The organism is Pseudopontixanthobacter vadosimaris (assembly GCF_012979275.1).
Classification (GTDB): domain Bacteria; phylum Pseudomonadota; class Alphaproteobacteria; order Sphingomonadales; family Sphingomonadaceae; genus Pseudopontixanthobacter; species Pseudopontixanthobacter vadosimaris.
Window position 1 is genome coordinate 119258 of sequence record NZ_JABASZ010000039.1, and the last position, 18313, is coordinate 137570.

Annotated in this window: 15 protein-coding genes; 7 read left to right on the forward strand and 8 right to left on the reverse strand. The window is 63.4% G+C overall.

The window, feature by feature from the left end; translation table 11 throughout:
- Positions 1-79: 79 nt before the first annotated feature.
- Entirely contained in the window at positions 80-964 is an 885-nt protein-coding gene (locus tag HG250_RS10635; protein WP_170005295.1) for an N-acetylmuramoyl-L-alanine amidase family protein, read from the reverse strand.
- A gap of 623 nt (positions 965-1587) precedes the next feature.
- On the opposite strand from HG250_RS10635, the gene HG250_RS10640 reads away from it, so the two are divergent.
- The 3 genes from HG250_RS10640 to HG250_RS10650 all read left to right on the forward strand — a co-directional run bounded on the left by HG250_RS10640 (position 1588) and on the right by HG250_RS10650 (position 6581).
- Positions 1588-4584 (forward strand): Rne/Rng family ribonuclease, encoded by a 2997-nt coding sequence (locus HG250_RS10640; protein ID WP_170005296.1) that lies wholly within the window; start codon positions 1588-1590, stop codon positions 4582-4584.
- A gap of 184 nt (positions 4585-4768) precedes the next feature.
- Positions 4769-5779 (forward strand): D-alanine--D-alanine ligase family protein, encoded by a 1011-nt coding sequence (locus tag HG250_RS10645; RefSeq protein WP_170005297.1) that lies wholly within the window; start codon positions 4769-4771, stop codon positions 5777-5779.
- A gap of 1 nt (position 5780) precedes the next feature.
- A complete protein-coding gene (locus tag HG250_RS10650; RefSeq protein WP_170005298.1) occupies positions 5781-6581 on the forward strand; it encodes a nucleotidyltransferase family protein in 801 nt (266 codons plus the stop codon).
- On the opposite strand, the gene HG250_RS10655 is transcribed toward HG250_RS10650, so the two are convergent.
- Positions 6575-7324 (reverse strand): SDR family NAD(P)-dependent oxidoreductase, encoded by a 750-nt coding sequence (locus HG250_RS10655; RefSeq protein ID WP_170005299.1) that lies wholly within the window; start codon positions 7322-7324, stop codon positions 6575-6577. The genes HG250_RS10650 and HG250_RS10655 overlap by 7 nt on opposite strands.
- 163 nt (positions 7325-7487) lie before the next feature.
- Between HG250_RS10655 and HG250_RS10660 the strand changes: the two genes are divergently transcribed.
- The 4 genes from HG250_RS10660 (at position 7488) to HG250_RS10675 (ending at position 10322) form a co-directional block, all read left to right on the forward strand.
- Positions 7488-8270: a succinate dehydrogenase iron-sulfur subunit gene (locus HG250_RS10660; protein WP_170005300.1), complete on the forward strand. Its 783-nt coding sequence runs from the start codon at positions 7488-7490 to the stop codon at positions 8268-8270.
- 3 nt (positions 8271-8273) lie between these two features.
- Complete coding sequence (locus HG250_RS10665) at positions 8274-8744, forward strand: PaaI family thioesterase (protein ID WP_170005301.1); 471 nt, start codon at positions 8274-8276, stop codon at positions 8742-8744.
- 7 nt (positions 8745-8751) lie between these two features.
- Positions 8752-9882 (forward strand): cell division protein ZapE, encoded by a 1131-nt coding sequence (zapE, locus tag HG250_RS10670; protein ID WP_170005302.1) that lies wholly within the window; start codon positions 8752-8754, stop codon positions 9880-9882.
- A gap of 107 nt (positions 9883-9989) precedes the next feature.
- Complete coding sequence (locus tag HG250_RS10675) at positions 9990-10322, forward strand: cupin domain-containing protein (RefSeq protein ID WP_338103909.1); 333 nt, start codon at positions 9990-9992, stop codon at positions 10320-10322.
- A 56-nt stretch (positions 10323-10378) separates the two neighbouring features.
- On the opposite strand, the gene HG250_RS10680 is transcribed toward HG250_RS10675, so the two are convergent.
- Genes HG250_RS10680 through HG250_RS10705 form a run of 6 tightly spaced genes read right to left on the reverse strand, consistent with a single transcriptional unit; the run spans position 10379 to position 18303 of the window.
- Complete coding sequence (locus tag HG250_RS10680) at positions 10379-12277, reverse strand: XrtA/PEP-CTERM system amidotransferase (RefSeq protein WP_170005303.1); 1899 nt, start codon at positions 12275-12277, stop codon at positions 10379-10381.
- Positions 12278-12286: 9 nt separating this feature from the next.
- Entirely contained in the window at positions 12287-13798 is a 1512-nt protein-coding gene (gene xrtA / locus HG250_RS10685; RefSeq protein ID WP_240957070.1) for an exosortase A, read from the reverse strand.
- Between the two features lie 34 nt (positions 13799-13832).
- Entirely contained in the window at positions 13833-15065 is a 1233-nt protein-coding gene (locus tag HG250_RS10690; RefSeq protein WP_170005305.1) for a TIGR03087 family PEP-CTERM/XrtA system glycosyltransferase, read from the reverse strand.
- The gene (locus HG250_RS10695) at positions 15065-16150 is read right to left on the reverse strand and encodes a FemAB family XrtA/PEP-CTERM system-associated protein (RefSeq protein WP_420821328.1); all 1086 of its coding nucleotides are present in this window, start codon (positions 16148-16150) and stop codon (positions 15065-15067) included. Before HG250_RS10695 ends, HG250_RS10690 begins: the two co-directional genes overlap by 1 nt.
- On the reverse strand, positions 16147-17055 hold the full coding sequence (locus tag HG250_RS10700; protein ID WP_170005306.1) for an XrtA system polysaccharide deacetylase: 909 nt from the start codon (positions 17053-17055) through the stop codon (positions 16147-16149). The genes HG250_RS10695 and HG250_RS10700 overlap by 4 nt, the downstream gene beginning before the upstream one ends.
- Positions 17056-17088: 33 nt before the next feature.
- Positions 17089-18303, reverse strand: a complete 1215-nt coding sequence (locus tag HG250_RS10705) for an XrtA/PEP-CTERM system-associated ATPase (RefSeq protein WP_170005307.1) — start codon at positions 18301-18303, stop codon at positions 17089-17091.
- Positions 18304-18313: the final 10 nt, after the last annotated feature.

An 18313-nucleotide genomic window follows, 5' to 3' on the forward strand; every position in this document is an offset into this window, starting at 1 on the left:
CCCGATCAATTTAGGACCGGATCATTTTAGGACGGTCATTTTTCCGCCGGTTATTTTGGGACGGCCAGTTTCCAACCGGTCAGTTTGCGTCCGGTCTGCTTACGGATTGCCGGGCGAAATGGATCTGGACGGCGCGTGCCACTGCTTCGGCGAAACGCCTCTGCCCCGCCTCGGATGCGAGCCTTGCCGCATCATCGGGATTGGTAATGAAGCCCGCTTCATAAAGGACGGACGGCACGTCAGGCGCGCGCAACACGGCGAGCGATGCAGACCGCCGCGCCTGCGGGTGGAAGCGCAGGAAATCCTGCCCCTCACGCAGGATCAACCCTGCAAATTGCGCCGCTTCCGTTTGCATCCGCCGCTGTGACAATTCGATCAGTATGGCATTTACCGCGTCGCTTCTGCCGCTCAGATTTACGCCGTTGATCATGTCGGCCTCGTTCTCCCGCTCGGCGAAGGCGGCTGCCGCCCTGCTGGAGGCCTCCTCCGACAGGGTGTAAACGCTGGCCCCGCTGACTCCGTCCATGTCGCCGGCGGAATCGGCATGAACCGATATGAACAGGTCGGCATTCAGCCGCCGGGCGATATCCGATCTTTCGCCCAGCGCCAGCAGCCGGTCATCCTCACGCGTCATCGCCACGCGGATACCGCCGTCGCGCACCAGCCGGTCCTTCAGGGCACTCGCCAGTTCAAGCACCACGTCCTTCTCGCGCAGGTCGTCCCCCACGGCGCCGGGATCCTTGCCGCCATGGCCCGGGTCGATCACCACCAGCGGGCGGGAGCGGTCCTGGGGGCCATGGATCGTCGGCAGGTCGACCGGATCGCCCGCCGCCGGCAGGGCCAGCCGCAAGACGTAATCGCGCCCCATCAGCGGCACCTCTATCGTCCGCCCGAGGGCATAGAGCATCGCCAGAAGCAGGACAGGCGCAAGGAGCAGGAGCCAGAGCTGGTATCGGAGCGTCATCGCACCGCCCTGTTAGGGCCTATCCTGCCCGATAGGCAATATGCAGCCACTCGCCGCAACTTGCGCTGCACAGTGCGGCAGTGCCGCCTCCAATGCGGTCGTATCGCAAGCCGGATGTCCTTGCGCGGAGCCCGATCGCAATAAGGTTGCCGCGTGGGATATGCGATGCTAACCAGAGCAGTACCGGGCAACAATCGCTAGCCGGCGACCAGGTGGTTTCCGCCACTTTCCGCCGGTGTGCTGCGAGATTGCCCGCCTGCCACGATGTGCTCTGCCCCACGGGCGGCTCTGCTCCATCGGGCGACTGAACAGGTTGATGCGACATATGACACTCCCCTTCCCGCTCCCGACGTCACGGCCCTCATGCCGCGGCGGGGCTGTTGCGGCAGGGGCGACGGGCTTCACGAACGGACAGGTCCAGACCGTCCGGCCCGCTCCGGCTTCTGCCAAGGGCGCTTCGATGTTCGCAAACACAAGAATTCCGTATTCCGGCCACGCGGGCACCGTCCGCAGCGGCAGGGATCGGCTATCCTTCGCCGCGCGCCCAGGCCGCGGCTCCACCAATATTGCGTGCGCTCCCCCGGTCCTTTGCGACCCGCCCGGACGCACCTGGAGAATGAATAATGGCAACGCGCATGCTGATCGATGCGCGCCACACGGAAGAAACGCGTGTGGCGGTCCTCAAGGGAAATCGTATTGAGGAATTCGACTTCGAATCTGCCGAACACAAGCAGATCAAGGGAAATATCTATCTCGCCAAGGTAACGCGGGTCGAACCGTCGCTTCAGGCGGCTTTCGTCGATTTCGGCGGCAATCGCCATGGTTTCCTGGCCTTCAGCGAAATACATCCTGACTACTACCAGATCCCGAAGGAAGATCGCGAACAGCTGCTGGCCGAAGAAGCCGAAGCCGCAGAGGAAGAAGCGCGCCTTCGCAGCGAGGAAGAGGACGACGGGTACAGCCCCGGCGACGAATATGACGCCGATGAGGAATCGTCGGGCTCGCTCGCCGAAGACCTTGCCGAGGATGGCCTCGAGGAAATCGACACCTCCGACAAGGACCGCGTCTCCATTATCGAGGACGGCAATGTCGAAGGCGATGACGACACCGACGATGACAGCGACGATGATGACGAGAACGAAGAAGCGGGCGCCGAAGGTGGTCGCGGACGCGGACGCCGGCAGGGCCGCGGCCGGCAGAACAATCGTCAGAAGAAGGGCGGCCGCAGCCGCGCGAAGGAAGTGGACGAGGTGCGCGCCAAGCGCATGGCCCTGCGCCGCCGCTACAAGATCCAGGACGTCGTCCACCGCCGCCAGGTGATGCTGGTGCAGGTCGTGAAGGAAGAGCGCGGCAACAAGGGCGCGGCGCTGACGACCTACCTCAGCCTTGCCGGACGTTATACCGTGCTGATGCCCAACAGCAGCCACGGCGGGGGCATCAGCCGCAAGATTTCCAGCGCGCAGGACCGGAAGCGACTGAAGCAGATCGTCGGCGACCTCGACCTGCCCCGCAGCATGGGGCTGATCGTGCGCACGGCGGGCCTTCAGCGCACCAAGCCCGAAATCAAGCGCGACTTCGATTATCTCGCCCGGCTCTGGGACGAAATCCGCGAAAATACGCTGGGGTCGAGTGCGCCGGCGCTGATCCATTCCGATTCTGACCTCATCAAGCGCGCCATTCGCGATCTCTACAACCGCGAGATCGAGGAAGTGATCGTCGAAGGCGAGGCAGGATACAAATCCGCCAAGCAGTTCATGAAGCTGCTGATGCCCAGCCATGCCCGGCGGGTAAAAAGCTATTCGGACCCTGTTCCACTGTTCCAGCGCCATGGCGCGGAAGACCAGTTGCGGGCGATGTATGATCCCGTGGTGCAGCTGAAATCGGGCGGCTATCTGGTCATCAACCCGACCGAGGCCCTGGTCAGCATCGACATCAATTCGGGCCGCTCGACCAAGGAGCACGGGATCGAGGCGACCGCGACGGCAACGAACCTGGAAGCGGCGAAGGAAATCGCCCGCCAGTTGCGGCTGCGTGACATGGCGGGTCTCGTCGTGATCGATTTCATCGATATGGAGAACAACTCCAATATCCGAAAGGTCGAAAAATGCATGAAGGATGCGCTGAAAAGCGACCGTGCGCGCATCCAGGTCGGGCGGATTTCCGGCTTCGGCCTGATGGAGATGAGCCGCCAGCGCCTTCGCACCGGCGTGCTCGAAGCCACCACCCGCGAATGTCCGCATTGCGACGGCACCGGCCTCGTCCGCACCGCCTCCAGCGCCGGTCTTTCAGCCCTGCGCCTGATCGAGGATGAGGCAGCTAGGGGCAAGGGATCGATCATCCAGCTTTCGGCCAGCACGGAAGCGGCGGTCTATCTGCTGAATGCCAAGCGCGCCGATCTCCAGGAGATCGAACATCGCTACAATGTCTCTGTCGAAGTGCTTCCGGAAGGCGAAGACGAGGGAGCGAAGATGGCCGTGAACAGTTCCGGTCCGCGCCCCACCGAAGCGCCCAGATTCGAACCGATCGTCGATGACGATGACGATGATGACGATGACGATGAAGAAGTGATCGACACGGACGATGCCGGGGACGAGGACACGCGCGACGAAAGGGACGAAAGCGGTGGCCAGAATGGCAATCGCCGCCGCCGCCGTGGCGGACGGGGCCGCAACCGGTCGGGTGATGGCGACGACGCCGCTCGCGGCCGGGGCGGGAAGCGGGATGACGATGATGGCAGTTCGTCAGATAAAGGTGAAGACGACCGGGACGAACGCAACACCGGTGACGGTGACGATATTGCGGACGATGAGGACAAGCCGCGCAAGCGTCGCCGCCGCGGCGGCCGCAATCGCCGGAACCGTGGCGGTCGTAGCCAGGACGAGGAAAGCCAGAATGGTAACGGGCGCAACTCTGACGATGCGCGGACTGACAATGATGCGAACGGAAACGGAAGGGGCGGCAAGGAAGACCAGCCGGAGGCTATGACGGCGGAAGATGCAGCCAAACTGCAGCATGTGTCCGAACAGCTTCAGGACGACATCGCCGTGGTCACCGGACCGGAAGGTACGCCGGAAAGCGCGGAAGCTGCTGCCGAAGTGCTGGAAAAACCCAAGCCCCGCGCCCGGCGCCGCAAGAAAGCGGATGCGGAGCCGTCGAGCGATACGGCAGCCTCCCCCGGCTCCGGAGAACCCGCTTCCGATGACGATGCCAAACCCGCGCCCAAACCGCGTGGGCGCCGCAAGAAAGCTGCCGAAGGCGAACCGGGCTCCTCCGACGAAGCGCCGGTAGCGAAGAAGCCGCGCCGTGCGCCCCGCAAGAAGGCGGTCGGTGATGAAGGTACGGGCAGCGACTCGTCCGAGAAGAAGGATAAGACCGAGGGCGCATCAGCGGCAAAACCACGCCGCAGCCGGTCCTCCAGCAGTGCGGAAATGAATCCGGCGGCGGCCGGTGCCGAACTGAACGACGAGCCATCTCGCACCGTCCGGGACGATGGTCCTGGCAGAGATGATCCTGCCGGAAATGAAGCCAGCAGCAGTCCGGAATCATCCGGTGCCGCCGCTGAACCGGAACGGAGCGGTCCGCCGCGCCGGGGATGGTGGCAGCGCACCTTCGGCACCTGACACACGGGCTTTTGCATAAGGGGCAGGAAGGCACTGGCCGCCTGCCCCTTTTTGCGGCCGCAAACCAACAAGGCGCGGATTCTGTGCGGCAATTGTCAATCGCTTGCCGCAAAGGCTGCGAAAAGCTGGCGCGTGGGCTGCAAACCCACTATCGCCGCAGTAAAGCCCCAGCGAAAGATGACGCATGAACGACAGGATCGAACCGACCCGCATCCCGCCTGCTGCAAGGGAACGCCTGCGCATATTGTTCATGGCGAAACATGCGCTGTGGGGCGGCGGGATGCATCCCGAGGATGGCAATCACGCCATCTATCATCACGAAGTCCGCACCACGCTGGAAAAGCTGGATCTGAACCTGTCCTTCGCCAACAGCTACGACGTGCTGTTCAGCGAACCCGAAGCCGATTTCGTCTTCCCGCTGCTGAACCGCGGCGGCTTCGTCAATTCAGAGATGATGATCCCGCTGCTGTGCAACATGCACCGGCTGCCCTATGTCGGGGCAATGCCGTTCCTGCGGGGCCTGAGCGACGACAAGGCCACCGCCAAGATGGTCGCGCACCATGCCGGCGTGCCCACCGCACCCTGGTACTGCTATCGCCGGGGCGCTCCCGTGCGGGAACAGGATTGCCCGCCGGCGGAACGCTGGGTCATCAAGCCCAACGCCTCGTCGGCCAGCTGGGGCATCGCCGACGCCACGGAATGGAACGGCGTAGAGAATGCCGTTGCAAATATCCACGGTCAGGGCCACGACGCCATCGTCGAACCCTATCTCGACGGATATGACCTGCAATGCGCCTTCATCACCCTGCAGGGCAGTCCCACGGCCATGCCGATGCTGTGGTACGAACGCGAGGACACGCAGCGTCTCTGGACTTATTACGAAAAGCGCGATCTGGTTCAGAACACGGAAAAAGATACTCTGAAGCAGTTCGACGATCCTGAATACGCCCCCAGGGTTGCCGCTTATGCCCGCACCATTGCCGAGGCGTTCAACCCGTTCGACTACGGGCGCTTCGAATTCCGCTTCGACCCGCAGACGGGCGATATCAATTTCATCGAGGTCAATCTGAATTGCAATCTCTGGTCCGAAAAGGTCATGGCAAAAGCGTCCGCGCTCGGCGGTTTTTCCCATGCCGATCTGATCGAGACGATCCTTGCCGAAAGCATGATGCGGCAAGGTCTGGTAGAACGCTGATTTGACCGATTATCCGATCACCGCGATAGTGCTGGCGGGCCAGCGTGCCGGCGTCGTGAACCCGCTGGCAACGCGTGCCGGGGTTTCGCACAAATGCCTCGTGCCGATCTGCGGAAAGCCGCTGATCGCCCATGTGCTGCAGGCGCTGGCGAACGCGAGCAACATCAGCGAGATTGTCATATCGGTCGAAGATGATGCGAGGGACGGGCTTGCGCCCGTCATAGCCGCTTTCCAACGTGCCGATCTGCCCATCCGCTGCACGTCGGCGGCAGCCGGAATCGTGGGCAGCGTCTTCGCGGCGGCAGAAGGGCGCGACGGTCCGTTTCTCGTGACCACCGCCGACAACGTCATGCTGGACGCCGGCGCGATCGACACGATCCGCGCGGAACTCGCGCAGGCCGACGCGGTTTTCGCGCTGGCGACGGACAGGGCCGTTCTGGCGGCGCATCCCGAAGGGCAGCGCAATTTCTACCGGTTCAAGGATGCGAGCTACGCCAATTGCAACATCTATGGACTGGCGGATCGCGCAGCTTTGCGGGCGGCGGAAATCTTTCGCGAAGGGGGCCAGTTCCAGGCGAATCCCGGCCGGATGATCCGCGCTTTCGGCCTTGGCAATATCCTGCTCATGCGCTTCGGCCTTATCACTCTGCCCGCTGCCCTGAAGCGGGTCAGCCGCAAGCTGGGTTTCACGCTCAGAGCCGCGCAATTCACCGATGGGGCGCTGGCGATCGATGTCGATAATGAGCGCACCTATGCCATTTGCGAGATCTTGCTGGCGAGGCGCGAAACCACCGATCAATAGGCAATGGGCTGACCGTCCCAGGCAAAAAAGCCGCCGCTGTCGGCAGGTGTGAGGCCATGCAGGACCTGCAACAGGCGCTCGGCAGATTTTCCGGGTGAGAACAGTTGGTTATCGGGTACATTGCCCTGAAACGGTTCGCTCAGACCCGTGTTCACGGTGCCGGGGTGAAGCGAGGCAACCACGGCCTGCGGATGGGTGCGGCGCAGTTCGATGGCGAAATTGCGCAGCATCATGTTCAGCGCGGCCTTGCTGGCGCGATAGGAATGCCATCCGCCCAGCCGGTTGTCGGAGATCGATCCGACCCGCGCCGACAGGGCCGCTAACACGCAGCGCCGGTCGCGGGCGAACAGCGGCAGAACATGTTTGGCGATGATGGCGGGACCGATGGTGTTTATCCGGAAGATATGCTCCATGGTTGCTGCGTCCAGCTTGCAACTGGATCGTTCCGGCGCCTTTCCGTCTTCTGTGGACAGGATACCCGTGGCGATCACGACCAGATCGGGCGGATCGCCCTGCATTGCGGCAACGGCGCGCCGGATGCTTTCCTCATCCGACAGATCGAACGCAAACTCTTTTACGGCACCGTCCATGTCGCCGTGGTAAGGCCCGCAATCGCCGGATCGCGAACCTGCATAAATTCGCCGCACGCCGCCATGTGCCAGACGCTCTGCCATGGCTCGGCCGATTCCGCCCGACGCCCCGAAGACGGCGGCGACCTCCACCTTGTTCTTCCGACTGTTCATGATCGCATCATTAGCCGGTCCGCGCCTTCATCCAAACATCACGTCATATCGCCCGCCGCTGGCGCAATGTCACTTCTTGCCCGGCCAGCGGAGAACCCGCGAACTGCTTGCCTTTCGGGCCTGAAGCATTAATTGACAGCCATCGCAGCAGGAATTGAGACACATGGCCACCTTCACCCTTCCAAAGAATTCCAGGATCCACCGCGAAGGGCGTGTGCATCGCGCCGAAGGGGCCGCAAGGGTCCAGAAATTCAAGATCTATCGCTACGATCCCGACAGCGGCGCGAATCCGCGTTACGATCATTTCGAGATCGACCTCGACGATTGCGGGCCGATGGTGCTGGACGCCCTGATCAAGATCAAGAACGAGATCGATCCTTCGCTGACCTTCCGCCGGTCGTGCCGCGAGGGAATCTGCGGTTCCTGTTCGATGAACCTGAACGGCAAGAACGGCCTCGCCTGCACCACCGCGATCGGCGATCTGAAGGGCGAGATCCGCATCACACCGTTGCCGCATATGGAAGTGATCAAGGATCTCGTTCCCGATTTCACGCATTTTTACGCGCAATATGCCAGCATCCGCCCATGGCTTCAGACGGTATCGACCACGCCCAGCGGCAAGGAACGCCTGCAAAGCCCGGAGCAGCGCGAACAGCTGGACGGGTTGTACGAATGCATTCTCTGCGCCTGCTGTTCCACGGCATGCCCCAGCTATTGGTGGAATTCCGACAAGTTCCTCGGGCCCGCCATCCTGCTGCAGGCCTATCGCTGGCTTGCCGACAGCCGGGACGAGATGACGGGGGAGCGCCTCGATCAGCTGGAAGATCCGTTCCGCCTCTATCGCTGCCACACCATCATGAATTGCGCGAATGTCTGTCCCAAGGGGCTGTCGCCGGCCAAGGCCATCGCCGAGATCAAGAAGATGGAAGCCGAACGGCAGATGTGATCGATGCGGGGGAACGATGGACAGCCGGACAGCGAATTCTTCGAATATCGCGAGGATCCGGATAAGCCGGGCTGGCATACCTGGAACCTGAAGGACGATACCCGCTTCAACGGCGCGGTGATGGGTCCGATGTGGACCCGGGTGGAGGGCGACAAATGCCGTCTGCGCATGATCCCCGAACATCGCCACACCAATCTGCAGGAAATCATCCACGGCGCGGTCACGCTGGCGCTGATCGACATATCGCTATTTGCAGCGCTTCGCACGCTCGGCCGCGGTGATGCCGGCATGGCGGTCACGCTCGAACTGTCGACCCAGTTCATCGGCGGGGGCGACCCGTCGCGGCCACTGGACGCCGTGGTCGAGATGGTGCGCGAAACCGGCCGGCTCATGTTCCTTCGCGGGCAGGTCGTTCAGGATGACGAGACGGTCGCAGGGTTCAGCGGCATCGTCCGCAAGGCCTCGCGCAAGTGAGCCACGGATGACGGGTGTACTGGCGCGCTACCGTGCCCTGATCGAGGGCGGCGAACTTCGCCCCGATCCCCAGCAGGAGCAAGCGGTGGCTTCCCTGATGGACCTTCAGCAGCAGCTGGAAAACCGCCCGGCGAAGAACGGCGGCGGATTGCTCAAGCGATTGTTCGGGTCCGGCCGTCCTGCGGAGGTGCCCGGCGGCATCTACATGTGGGGCGGCGTCGGCCGAGGCAAGTCGATGCTGATGGATCTGTTCCACGACACGCTGGCCATCGCGGAAAAGCGCCGCGCGCATTTCCATGCCTTCATGATCGAGGTGCACCGGATGATGCGGGAAGCGCGAAAGACCGAAAGCGGCGACCCCATCCCCATCGTCGCAGCACGGCTGGCGCAGAATACCCGCTGCCTGTGTTTTGACGAAATGGTGGTGAACAACAGCGCCGACGCGATGATCATGAGCCGACTGTTCAGGGCGCTGATCGTCGACGAGAATGTCGCGGTCGTCACCACGTCGAACCGCCCGCCGGGCGATCTTTACAAGGATGGGCTGAACCGGGAACATTTTCTGCCCTTCATCGAACTGATCGAGAGGCGTCTTTCGGTTATCCCCCTGAACGGGCCGACGGATTACCGGATGGAGCGCCTGCGGGGCATCGACACCTGGCACACGCCGCTTGGCGATGCAGCGACCGCGAAGGTGCGCGAAGCGTTCTTCCGGCTGACCGATTACGAGCCTGAGGACGCGGCGAATGTGCCGTCTGCTGAACTGGACCTCGGCGGGGGCCGTATCCTCCATGTTCCCAAGAGCTTCAAGGGCGTTGCCGTCTTCAGCTTCAAACGCCTTTGCGCCAGTCCGCGCGGGGCCGGCGACTATCTGGCCATCGCGCAGAACTACCATTCGGTCATCATCGTCGGCATCCCGCAAATGGGCGCCGACATGCGTAACGAAGCGGCGCGTTTCGTGACCCTGATCGACGCGCTGTACGAAAATAAGGTGAAGCTGTTCGCAACTGCGGAGGTCGAGCCGGAGGATATCTATGTGGCAGGCGATGGCGCTTTCGAATTCGAACGGACGGTCAGCCGGCTGAAGGAAATGCAGAGCCGGGAGTACCTGGCGCTCGGCCACGGTTCGGACGAATAGGCAGGTTTCGGCCCTTAGTTCCGTCCGCTTAGCGCAGGATTTTTCGGTCCTCATAACTGCCTGTCGGGGCGGCCCTTCCTATTCCGCCGAAGACACGTGACGACACGATCGCGGGCGGCAGCGGCTTCCCTCCGCATCCGCACAATAATATGGAGATCGTTACCTTCTTGCAGAACGGGGCAATCCCGCAGCGCGCATTTCCGCATTCCGACCGCGGCGGAGACTTCACCGTTCTGGCAAGCGGCGCAGCGGAACGCGGCGATGGGCTGGAGATCAGGGCCGATGCGCGGATGGCGGCGGCAACGCCAGCAGATTGGGCGCTGGGAGGCGGACCCGTCACGCCGTCCATATCTGGTCGCGACAAGGGCCGCGTCAATGTGAAACCACGGATTGCGGAAGCAGGGGACGGCATTGCCGCCACCGGCGCAAGCACGAGCTGATCGGCACGGCGCTGGATGGTGCCGAAATCGTGCTGGTCGATGCTCGCTGAAGAAGCCTAGCCGCTTACGCCCAGATGGTTCAGCGACCTGTCCAGCATGAGCAGCTGCCACAGCAGCCGCGAATGGTCGCCACGCCCGGCGATGTGATCTTCCGCAAACAGGGCGATCCGCCCATTGTCGAACCACCCGCTTCGCGCAAGGGTGGCGCCGGAAGCGATGGCCCGCGCCTCCTGCGCCAGCGGCCCCCGCAGCCATTGCGCGATCGGCGTGACGAAGCCCTGCTTCTGGCGATAGAGGATCGCATCGGGCAAATAGGGGCGCATAGTCCGCTTCAGCAGCCATTTGCCCTGCGTTCCGCGGATCCGCTGGCGTTCGGGCAATTTGGCGGCGAACTCCACCAGCCTGTGGTCGAGCAGCGGTTCGCGCGCCTCCAGCCCCACCGCCATGCTGGTGCGGTCCACCTTGGTCAGGATGTCGCCGGGCAACCAGAATTTCAGATCGGCATATTGCGCGGCATCCAGCCCGCTTCGGACAGGCGCATCCCGCATCAGGCGCAGCAGCGGCTGTTCGGCCCGGTAATCCCCGCGCAGGCGTAGGAATTCCGGAGAATAGAGCGACTGCCGCAGCTCAGGCGTAAGCGCCGACAGCGCCCTTGCATAACCCTCCAGACCATCCGTGGCGAGCGATTGGAAGGTGCTTTTCGCCCTCAGCACGCGCGGGGCCCAGTCGGCTTTCGGCCACAGCCGTCCCAGAGTTCCGAAGACGGGCAGACGCAGCGCTGACGGCAGCAAGGCGCGTGCCTGTTCCTCTCGCGCGTGGAAGATATGACGCCGATAGCCCGCCATGGCCTCGTCGGCGCCATCACCCGACAGGGCCACGGTCACTTTCTCCCGCGCCAATTGGCAGACGCGCAGCGTCGGCAGCGCCGATGCATCGGCGAAGGGTTCGTCGAAAATCGCTGCGAGTTGGGCACTGGCGGCAAGATCTTCCGGGTCCACGCGGCGGGTGCGGTGATCGGTCGCGAACAGATCGGCCACCTGGCGTGCGTAGGATGTTTCATCCAGCGCGGCGACATCGAAGCCGATGGAACATGTGTTTACCGGCCGCGAACTGGCTTCGGCCATCAGCGCCACGACGCTGGAGGAATCCACGCCGCCCGACAGGAAGGCGCCCAGCGGCACATCGGCAACCATGCGCGATGTCACGCCTTCGCGCAGATGGTGGAGCAGGCCTTCCGACAGATCGGCTTCGCGTGCATCGCTGCGTTCGGCGAAACTGACGTCCCAATATTGCCGCGCCGTCCCCGCCTGCCGCCCCTGTTCGAGCAGCCGGAAATGTCCGGCGGGCAGTTTTTCCACATTCTTCAGGAAGCTGCGGTGATCGGGCACATAGCCCCAGGCGAGGTAATCTTCCACCGCAAGGGGATCGACCTGCCGGCGCAGCAGCGGGTGCGCCAGGAGGCCCTTCAGCTCCGATGCGAAGGCGATGCTGCCATCGCTGAGCGCTGCGGTGAACAGCGGCTTCACGCCGAGGCGATCGCGCGCGAGGAACAGCGCGCGCCTGTCGAGATCGTAGAGTGCGAAAGCGAACATGCCGTTCAGCCTTTGCAGGCAGCCGACCCCCCATTTCTGCCAGGCGGCAAGGATCGTCTCGGTATCTCCGTCGGTGCGGAAAATCGCGCCATCGTCCTGCAACTCGCGGCGCAATTCACGATAATTGTAGATTTCGCCATTGAAGACGATGACCACCCGGCCATCGGCCGAATGCATCGGCTGCGGCGATCCGCCGAGATCGATGATCGACAGACGGCGATGGCCCAGCCCTACACCCGGCCCGGTCCAGACGCCCGCCCCGTCCGGCCCGCGATGGGCCAGCGCCTCGGTCATCCGCGCCACGCGTGCGGGATCGACAGGCTTGGGTGTCTCGCAATGGAAAATACCGGCTATTCCGCACATGCGAGCCGCCTAACGGCTTTGCAGGATGCCGTCCATCCACGCACCTTCGCTGCCGATGGCGCGCCGGAAATCGGCCAGCAATTCGGCTGCCGGTCTGCCCTGCCGTTCCTCTGCCGACAGGATCAGCGTTGCAGTCGGGTTGGGCCGCAGCAGGAGACGGTCGCGCATGGTGGCCAGTTTCAACCGCAATGCGCTGCCGGTCAGCAAGGGCTCACGGTAATAGCTGGTCTGCGCCAGCCGCCGGTAACGACCGAGTGCGAACAGATTTTCCGATCCATAGGTACCGGTTCCCTCCCCTTGCCCAACCCAGCGCCAGGGCGTGTCGGGCGGCAAGGCTCCTTCGCCGAATGCCGCGGCATCGGCCTTGTCGGTCTGCTTCGCGTAAATTGCCAGCGACACGTCCACCGCCTGCCCTTGCACATTGGCATAGCGCCCGAGCAGGCGGTGGTCTGCCCCGCCCGCGCGCGGCTGCCACGCAAGGCCCTGCGGCGTTCGGGCAGCTTGCCACCCCTTCACACCGGGCAGATAAACCTGGTCCGGCAGGGCGGCCTCCACCCGCAAAGCGGCAAGGTTCCAGCCCACGAAGGCAAGCACTACCACCAGTGAACCGAGCAAGGCGGCGCGGAGCGAGATGCGGTATTCGGCCATTCGGGCAAGCGTCTGCGATTCCATGATATGCTCCGGATCGATCGCGGCATCGTCGGGATGACGCTCCGCCCAGCGCCAGGCGATCGCCAGCAGCAGGAACATGATGATGGCGAAGAATACCCAGCCGTAGAAGATATGGTCGAACCCTTCGGCAAAGGCGATGCCCTGCGACTGGGCTATGTAGATCGTTGCCCAGGCCCTGATCCCGTTGGCGACGATCGGCAGGGAGAGGGCAACGGCCATGAACAGCAGCCGGCTGCGCCAGCGACGAAAGCAGGTGGCGGCCACCAGGACGCCGAGTGCCGTCATGGCAACGAGAAATTTCACGCCGGAACAGGCCTCCGCAACCTCGAACAGACCGACCGGCGTATCGATGAACACACCCTCGATTTCGGCCGGTATGCCGCTGGCTTCGGTCAGCCAGATGACGATTTCGGCGGTCACCATCTGAAGCGCGGGTACCAGTTCGTCGCCGAACGGTATCAGGAACAGCATATATCCCAGCGGCAGGGCCAGCCCCGCCGCGATACGCGGGCCGAGTATCACCATCACGCCGATGATGAGGGCGCCGACTGCACCCGATTGCGCGAAAAGATCGAAGCCCGAGACGCTTCCCACCAGCCACACGAACAATGCACCGGCAAAGGGGAACAGGCCCGGCCACCATGGCTCGGGCGGAAGTTTCAGCAATTCCTCGCGTCGATGCCACACCAGCCAGGCGAGGATCAGGGGCACGAACAGGATGTGGTTGTAAGTGGACGAATTCCACCATTGCCCGAACATGGCCAGCCATTCGCGCCAGGTGACGAGGAACACCGCCAGCCACACCGCCGCCAGCGTCGCAAGCGGCGCGCGCCATGCCGCGGGAAGCATGCCAGCCCTTGTTCCTGACGCGCGCGCGAAGATCTCAGGCGGCATCGCGGCACCCGCTCCGGCTGGCAATGCCGACTATCTCTGCAAGGGGGCGCAGCATGGCATCCCAGTTCTGGTGTTCGGTGACGAAATCGCGCGCGGCCCTGCCCATGGTGGCGGCGGATGCGGGTTCATGCGCGATGGCACAGATATGATCGGCCAGGGCCGCATCCGAATGGCCGATCTGCCAATGCACCCCATTGATAGCATCGATGCCCGTCGCCGCTTCTGCGGAAAGCACCACCGGCCGGGCCATCGCCATGGCTTCGAGCACCTTGTTCTGGACCCCTCGCGCGATTGTCAAAGGCGCAACCACCACGTCGCTCGCGGCGAGATACGGCCGCACGTCGGGAACTTCGCCCCAGACGCGAACGCCCGGCTGGCCGACACGGCGGATCAGTCGCTCGACCGGTGCGCGTCCGACAATGTGAAAGGTGGCGTCCGGCAGCGTCCGCCGAACCAGCGGCAGGATGCAGTCTGCCATCCTTTCGCAGGCCTCGACATTCGGCGGATAATCCATTTGGCCGGTAAACACGATATGCGGACCCCTCGTCCGCGCAAGATCGGGATGAGGCTGGCAAGTGGCTGGATCGAAGAACTGCGTGTCGATACCGTTCCGCAGCACCGCAACCGATCGCCCGGCACTGGCGGGCAGGCGTGACCGGAAAAGCCCGGCTTCCGCGTCGCTCACCAGCAGGGTACGATTGGCTCTGGCCGCCAGCCGCGCTTCCTCTTGCGCCAGAAGCCTGCTTTCGCGGGCGTAGAGCCATGCTTTCGCTGAATCTGCGCTTTGAGCATATGAGGCGAATTTGGCGGAATCCACATCGCACAGGTCGACGACGACCCTGCCGGCGAAATCCGCCGGGACATATTGCCCCATCTGGCCGGAAAAGATGAAGATGCAGTCGATGTCCCGCTCTGCCAGAGTGCGGCGCACCCAATCGTGCATGGCAGCCTGATCGAAAGCCGTAAGGCTGATGGGCCTGCCCGAGCCGAGCGCACGCAGGCCCGGCATCGCCAGCCCGGTGGCACGGCGCGCTATGAATTGGCTGGCGGCGATAGCTTGCAAGGCCTCGTCATGGCCGAAATCGATCTTGCTTTCGGCAAAGCACCCGACGTGTACCGGGGCCAGCTCGGCCAGTTTCAGCAGCAGGTGGTGCGATCTGATCTTGTCGCCCCTGTCGGGCGGAAAGGGTATGCGATGGGCGAGGAACAATATGTCTCCCATCAGCCGAGCCCGCGGGCGATGAAGGGACCGATGCGGTTCGCTATTCCAAGCGGCAGGCGTTTCCACAGGGCGATCTTGCGGGCATAGGCCGCGCTGGTCGGATCCGCATCGCGCGGGGTCCGGCCCGGCGCGGTCCAGCTGGCATAGGTGAGCGGTTCGGGAGTGAACCCCCAGTTCTTCTTGTAACGCCAAGGCCCGCTGCCTGTCTTGGACCGGCCGAAATCGAAGCGCGTGCAGCCCTTTCGCCGGGCATGCAGCATCAGTTCGTAATACATGCGTTCATTCGCGCGCAGCGACCTGGCCTCGTGCCTTCCGCCGCCCCAATATGGCATCACGGCACCGCCATCGTAGAGGGACAGCACACTGGACACAGGCTTTCCGCCCAGGCTTGTCGTCAGAATGTCGGAACTGTCCGCAAACTCATCCAGCACCGCATCGAATAAGGAGCGCGGAAACACCGGCGTGCCCAGGTTGCGAACGCTTTCCGCATAGACCGCATAATGCATTGCGCGATCATCTTCCGACCGCCCGGTGTGAATGTCGAAATCGATCTGCAGGCTTTTCCGCACCTCGGCTCTCTGCTTGCGCGGAATGGCTTTCAATTGTTCATCGTCGTTTGAGGCAAGCTCACCCACGAAGCCGCTATGGCTGTCGCTTGTCACCCGCCAGCCATCGGGCGCGAAGCCGCCGCGCAATTCGATGCTGTCGCAGGATTGGCGCCGCGCGATTTCCTGTACATGGCGGCAGAGGACTTCGGCGACCCACCGGTCTTCGGCCAGAACTCCGCCACCGACAGCGAAGCCGCTCGACACCAGCGCGCGCCCGAAAAGGGGGGAATGTATCTCCGTCAGCGGCAGCCAGCCCGCGATGTCGCCGCCCCGCGTGGCTACAAGGCCGATCGCGCGCTGCCCCGTGCCGCGTTCCACGGCACGTAACCAGCGGGGGCGATGGAAGGGCGTTCCCCCTTGCTTTGTTACGAAAGCATCGACGGCAGAGGCGGCTGCGGCATCGCTGCAGTTCAGGATGCTGCAAATCACGCCCGCATTCAAAGCGTCAGCGGCAAACGAGGCGACAGGCGCATTCACGCGGCGATTTCGGTGCTCATCTCGACAGGATTCTGCGCTTCCCTGTGCGCCAGCATATCCATGCGACCCCAGGCGAATTCATGCACCAGATCGCCCAGCTTCGCCGCCATCTTGTCAAGATTGGTATAATGACGCAGCTTCGACCGGATCGGCGCATTGCCGACGCGCGGCTGCCGTGAATCAATTTCCCAAGGGTGGAAGTAGAACACCGCCGGCCGTTCGTCGGTGCGATTGACCTGCCTTATTGCCCAGCGGGAGAATGCATAAGGCAGAACCCGGAAGAACCCGCCGCCACCCGCCGCCAATCGCTTTCCGCCGAACATCGCGGTGGTGACGGGGATCTCCACCAGATCGGACCATGGCAGCGGCTTGAACGCGAAGCGCGGCGCTTCCTTCCAGCCATAATGGTCATGCGCGACCGGCGCGACACTGCTGGAATAGGCATAACCCTGCTCCGCAAGTTCCATATAGGCCCAGGGCGTCCTGCCATCGATCGAGAAGCTGGGCGCGCGATAGCCGGTGATGCGGACCCCTGCCGCATCCTCCAGGATCTTGCGTGCGGTGGTGATATCCTCGGCGAATTCCGCCCGCGTGAGTTTGAAGACGCGCGCATGGTCATAACCATGGCTGGCAATCTCGTGCCCCGCCTCCACGATGCGGCGCATCAGCGCAGGATTGCGCTTCGCCACCCAGCCGAGGGTGAAGAAGGTGGCGGTCACGTCGGCAGCGGCGAACAGGTCGAGGATGCGCGCGACATTGTCCTCCACTCTCAGCGCGAGGCTGTCCCAATCGGTTCGCCGAATGACGTTTTCGAAGGCGCCGACCTGAAACCAGTCCTCGACATCGACCGACAGGCCGTTGACGATTTGCCGGCTGGTCGCTTTCGCGCGGTTCGGCGCCTCCATGCAATTGCTCCTGTGAGGTTCGGGCGCGGCCGTTCAGGCCGCGATACGGGGCGAACCGTCGCCCTCGATCCATTCGATCAGCATCGTCAGCGTATGGCGGATGCTGCGCTCCTGCTCGTCCAGCCGCGCCTCCATTTCGTCCAGGCGATGTGCGAAACGAGCCTTATCGTCCCTGTTATCGTGGCCGGAGGCAAATCCGGCCAATTGCCGCTCCATCTGCGCAATCATGTGCTGCATCTCCGCAATGCGGGCATCCCGCTCGCCCAGCAGCGTGCCAAGGTTCGAACTCACTTCGGCGGTATCGGATCCTGCGGCACCGCCTGCTTCGCCTGCCGGCAGATCCAGCGGGTCGGTCGCCACCATGTGCTTGACAGGTTTGGAGACCGGCGCCGGCCGCAGCCCGGTCGTAGCGCCGGAAACCCCGGCGGAAAAGGTGCTGTCGCTCTCCATTTCGGCCAGTACGGCGGTGAGCATGCCGCAGTCGATCCGGGTGCGCTGTTCGACCGCGCCCAGCAGCAAAAGCCGGGTCATGATCTGGTTGACCTTGCGCGGAATACCGCCGCTTGCCTCGTGCAGCCGGGTGAAGACACGCTGGTCGAAAGCCGGATTGCCGTCCCAGCCGACGCATTCCAGCCGATGCCGGATGTAGGGTTCCAGTTCGCCAGCCTCCATCGCATCCAGATGGTGCGATGCGATTACCCGCTGGCGCAATTGCTCCAGCCCCTCGTGATTGGCCAGAACCTGCCGGAATTCGGGTTGGCCCAGCAGCAACGTCTGCAGCAGGGGCTGCGCGCCGAGCTGGAAATTCGACAGCATCCGCAATTCTTCGAGCGCCTCGACAGACAGGTTCTGCGATTCATCCACCACCAGCAGGCAGCGGCGGCCCGCGCGCGCTTCCTCGTGCAGGAAGCTCTCGATGGCGCCGAGTGCCGCCGCCTTGTCATGCCCCTCCACGTCGAGGCCGAAGCTCTGCGCCGCGACATGCACCATTTCCTCGGCATCGAGGGCGCTTGTCACGACCTGCCCGACGCTCATCTGGTCGGGGTCGATCTTCTGCATCAGATGAGCGACCAGCGTCGATTTGCCCGCCCCCACCTCACCGGTGATGACGATGAACCCTTCGCCCTGCGCCAATCCGTAGCCGAGGTAGGACAGCGCCTTTCGGTGCGTTCCGCTTTCGAAATAGAACTGCGGGTCCGGAGTGAGCTGGAACGGGCGACCCGTCAGTGCATAGAAATCGTCGAACATCGTATTGTCC